Below are 4,743 nucleotides of genomic sequence, written 5' to 3'. Positions count from 1 at the left end.
TTGCAGCGAAGGTATCGGAGAGAGAACGCGCTTTTCTTGTCGAGGCGCTGGAGCTGTTGATGCGGGAGCGCTCAAACGCGCTTCGCATCGCGACGGAACTAGCGAAAGCGCGCGGAGACCGAGTGCCGGAAGTCCAGGAGTTTGGTCTCGACGACATTCTGCGGCTCAGCCGACAGATTTCCGAGGACCCTTTTGCTGAACCAGATGAGAGCAATGGGGCGCCTCTGCACCGGAGACGAAAATAGTCAGTGCTGGCCGACTCTGCGGATTGCGAACTGCGCCCTTGAGGCGGCCAACACAGGCTGCGCGGTCAAGATTTAATCAGGACCGCTGGCCGGTCGACCTTCGCTCTGCAGGTTGACAATGCTGATGCTCACGCCCTATATGTGGAATAAAACTCTTCAACGGGACGTGACATGGCACAGGTCGACACATTCAGCGGAATATTGATATTCGTCACCGCAGCGAAGTCGCGCAGCTTCACCGACGCAGCCGAAGAACTCGGGCTGACCAAGTCCGCCGTCGGTAAAGCAATCGCAAAGCTGGAAGACCGGCTCGGCGCGCAACTATTCCATCGCACCACGAGAAGCATCTCGCTCACGGCCGACGGCGATGCATATTTTGCGGCATGCGCTTCTGCACTCGATGAAATCACCACAGCGGAAACCGCTCTTGGCCCAGGCAACCTGCGGCCCGTCGGTCGCTTGCGGATTGACATGCCGGCAGCCTTCGGTCGGCGCATCCTTGTTCCCATTCTGTTGGACATTGGTCGAAAGCATCCTGACCTGCAGTTCACGATGACCTTCTCGGACCATCTCATTGATCCGATCGAGGAAGGGGTCGACCTTGTGATTCGATTCGGCGAACTCGAAAGCTCGAGTGGCCTGGTTGCTCGTCGCCTGACTAGCCAGCGCATGGTGATGGCGGCATCGCCTGACTATCTCGCGCAGCGCGGCACCCCGAGTACGCTTGATGATTTGAAATATCTCTCATGCATTGTCGGCCATCGCCGTGGACAGCCGCTTGCATGGCGTGTGAACGTCAATGGCGAAGTCTCTCGGATTTCGCCACCGGCGACCCATCAAATTAGCGACGGTGACTCGATAGTTGAAGCCGCTGTCGCGGGCATGGGACTTTGCGAGATGCCGATATCACTCCTACGACCTCATCTGCAGTCAGGGGCCCTGCTATCAGTTCTCGAAGACATTTCTAGCGAGCTCATTGACGTACACGCCGTCTGGCCGAAAGTGGCTCATCTACGACCCAAGGTACGCCATGTGGTCGACACTTTTATAGAACTGGCCGAACAGGGCAGACTGGATTGAACCTGCCGGCGGTACAACGCATGTTGACGAGCTCGTCGCAATGCGTGCCGCAAAGCCGCTTGACGAACTGCTCGATCCAATTCACCGGATGCGGTACGTTCCGCCGCCTTATCCGGATGAGCTGCTCGGCAGCCTGCGGGCTGGAAGGTGGCCGTTTGCGTTTGGTCGGCGGCCGCGACTGCCCGCCCGCCGTGAATTTCCGGCTGACCAGCCCAGGCGGCCAACCCGCCGCCATCGAACTCACAGCAACGCGACCACCCTCACATCGCCCTGCTCGGCCGACGCCACCACCTTCTCGCCGATCCGGCGGAACGTGATCGACACCGACGCATCGCCCACGCGCAAATCGCCGACCTCGAGCCAGTCGATGCCTTCGGGCAGCATCGGCTGTTCGATCAGCACCTCGCGCCGCTCGGCATCGATCGTGATGCCCAGACACGCCTCCAGCATCATGAACGGCGAGCCCGCTGCCCACGCCTGCGGCAGACACGCGACCGGATACGCGGTAGGCGGCTCACCGCGCCGGCGCGGGAAGCCGCAGAACAGCTCCGGCAGGCGCATGTCGAAATTGACTGCCGCCTGGAACAGCGCCTGCAGCAGCCGTACCGCGGATGCCTTGCCGCCGTAGCGCGACAGCCCGCGCGCGCACAGCGCGTTGTCGTGCGGCCAGACCGAGCCGTTGTGATACGCCATCGGATTGAAGCGCGCCTGGCTCGCGGCCAGCGTGCGCACGCCCCAGCCGGTATGGAACAGCGTCGAATCGAGCGCGCGCACCACTGCTTCGCCGCGCTCGCGCGACGGCAAGCCGAAGGCAAGCAGATGCCCGGCGTTCGATGCCATCACCCGGCACAGTTCGCCATGACCGTCCAGCGCGATGCCATAGAAACCGGCGTCGTCCATCCAGTACTTTTCCTCGACGCAGTGGCGGATCTTCTTCGCACGCTCCGCGTAGTGCGCGGCGTCGTCGCGCAGGCCGCGCTGTTTCGCGAAGTGCGCCATCGTATCGAATGCGGCGCTCGCGTAGGCCTGCACCTCGACGAGCGCAATCGGCCCATCGGGGAAGCGGCCGTCGGCATGGAACACCGAATCGTGACTGTCTTTCCAGCCCTGGTTTGCGAGCCCGCCATCCGATTCGCGCTGATAGTCGAGCAGCCCCAGACGGTTGCGATCGCACACGCCCGCGACCCACTGCGCGGCGCGCTGAAGCGCCGGCCACAGTTCGTCGATCAGCGCGAGGTCGCCGGTTCGATCCGCATAGGCGCCGGCCAGCACGATAAAGAGCGGCGTGGTGTCGACGCCGCCGTAGTACAGCGCGAACGGCACTTCCCCGGCCGCCGCCATTTCGCCCTTGCGCATCTCGTGCATGATCTTGCCGGGCGCGGCGTCGCGAAACGGCGAATTCTCCTGCGCCTGATGGTCGGCGAGAAACCGCAGCACGCCGGCGGCCAGGTGCGGCTGCAGCCACAGCGTTTGCAGCGATGTAATCACCGCGTCGCGGCCGAACGGGGTGGAAAACCACGGGATGCCCGCATACGGATACGGACCGGTCGCGAGGTCCGTCGTCAGCAGGCTCAGATCGGCAAACGAGCGGTCGATCCATGCGTTGAACAGCGGATTGCTCGAGCGAATGCGCGCGCTCGCGCTGCGCCGGTCGCGCATCACCAGGTGGGCGTCGACGAGCGCGGCGCGCACCGCCGTGCGGCCGACGCGCGGGCGCTCGGCATCGATCTGCGACAGATGCGCCTCGCTCATCGCATGGACCGGCTGCGATACGCCGGCGCCGGCTTTGCCGGGCATCGGCACGACCTGCACCGCGACCGACAGATAGATCGACACGCAGGCCTGCGCGGGCAGGTTCACGGTGTAATCGGCACGGTCGGCGAACAGCTTGTCCGGTTGCGGCGCGAACGCGATCTGCACGTTGCGCGCGACGTCATCGAGACCGACGTAGCCGAGCAGCACCTCCTGGTTCTCGACGCGCGCCGGCTCGATGCGGCCCTGCTTGTCGCGCTTCAGGCCGCGCACTTCGAACATGTCGCGGAAGTCGCTCGAAAACGAAATGGACAGCGGCACGGTCGCATCGTTCGCGCCGTAGTTGGTGAGTTCGATCGCCTCGTTGAGGACGGTGCCCGACAGCACCCGCACACGCTCGACGTGAATCACGCCTTCGGGCGTGCTGTTGCCGCCGAGCGGCGGCAGCGGACGATTGGTCAGATGCGCGGTGAACGACGTGTTGTCGCTGCTGACGCTGCCCGACAGCAGCGATGGCGCGCGCCCGCCGAAGGTCAGGCGCAGTTGCGACAGCACGCGGGTGTCGTTGACGAACAGACCATCGTCGCGGCCGGTGATATCGCCGAGCGGGTCGTTGACGATAAAGGTATCGCCCGACTTCAGCACATGTTGCGTGGTACTCGCGACGTTGAGGTTTTCCGTCGGGATGAAAACGCCTTCCTGTTCGGCTTCGCGATGATCGACGCCACCCGCGTGGGTCAGTCCGCCGAGGGCTTCTGACTGCTGCTGTGTCAAGGTCGCTCCTATGAATTCGATTCGCTGCTGCGTTCAGTTCCGCTTTCGGGTAACGCCTAGGGGCGCGCGCCCGGTTGCCCGGTCGCTTCCGATTGTAGAAGGTCTGTGCGCGTGAGACGAACTTATCGCAGCGGAGTTTCGGCTTTTTTACGGAGATTTGTTAGCGGATTTCCCGTGGCACAGGACGTGCAGGGATACGCAGGAGACGTGCCGCGGCGGCGAAGCACAGCGACGTAAGCGCCGCCTTTGGCGTTGGACCCATGGTGGGCCCGCGCCTGGTCCCGGTCGAAGCGCCGCGCCCGCCGTGCCCGGCAACAAGGATCACCGGCCTCGCGGGCCGGCGATCCGCGCTGCATTAGCGCTGTGCGATCGGCTTCGCTTCCCGCAGCGTTTCGCCGATGAACAGCTGACGCGGACGGCCGATCTTCTGCTCCGGATCGGCGATCATTTCGTTCCACTGCGCGATCCAGCCGACCGTGCGCGCCATCGCGAAGATACACGTGAACATCGACGTCGGGATGCCCAGCGCGCGCTGCACGATACCCGAATAGAAGTCGACGTTCGGGTACAGCTTGCGCGACACGAAGTATTCGTCTTCGAGCGCGATCTTTTCGAGCGCCATCGCGAGCTTGAACAGCGGGTCGTCGTGCAGGCCCAACTCTTCCAGCACTTCGTGGCAGGTTTCGCGCATCAGCTTCGCGCGCGGGTCGTAGTTCTTGTAGACGCGGTGACCGAAGCCCATCAGCTTCACGCCCGAGTTCTTGTCCTTGACCTGCTTGATGAACTCCGGAATGTTGTCGACCGAGCCGATTTCTTCCAGCATGTTCAGCGCGGCTTCGTTCGCGCCGCCGTGCGCCGGGCCCCACAGACACGCGATACCGGCCGCGATACA

At 63.6% G+C, this 4,743-nt stretch carries 4 protein-coding genes; 2 read left to right on the top strand and 2 right to left on the bottom strand.

Annotated elements, in window-relative coordinates; all coding sequences use genetic code 11:
- Positions 1-245 (top strand): hypothetical protein (locus tag VGH68_RS04120; protein WP_331602223.1); only part of this gene is annotated, 245 nt, incomplete at its 5' end.
- 171 nt (positions 246-416) lie between these two features.
- Positions 417-1,325: a LysR family transcriptional regulator gene (locus VGH68_RS04115; protein WP_331602222.1), complete on the top strand. Its 909-nt coding sequence runs from the start codon at positions 417-419 to the stop codon at positions 1,323-1,325.
- Positions 1,326-1,565: 240 nt separating this feature from the next.
- Here the strand turns inward: VGH68_RS04115 and VGH68_RS04110 are convergent, their stop codons facing one another.
- Complete coding sequence (locus VGH68_RS04110) at positions 1,566-3,851, bottom strand: amylo-alpha-1,6-glucosidase (protein ID WP_331602221.1); 2,286 nt, start codon at positions 3,849-3,851, stop codon at positions 1,566-1,568.
- A gap of 355 nt (positions 3,852-4,206) precedes the next feature.
- Positions 4,207-4,743 (bottom strand): citrate/2-methylcitrate synthase (locus VGH68_RS04105; RefSeq protein WP_331602220.1); only part of this gene is annotated, 537 nt, incomplete at its 5' end.

Source organism: Paraburkholderia sp. (assembly GCF_036488505.1).
Classification (GTDB): Bacteria; Pseudomonadota; Gammaproteobacteria; order Burkholderiales; family Burkholderiaceae; genus Paraburkholderia.
This window is presented reverse-complemented; position numbering and strand designations above follow the sequence as displayed.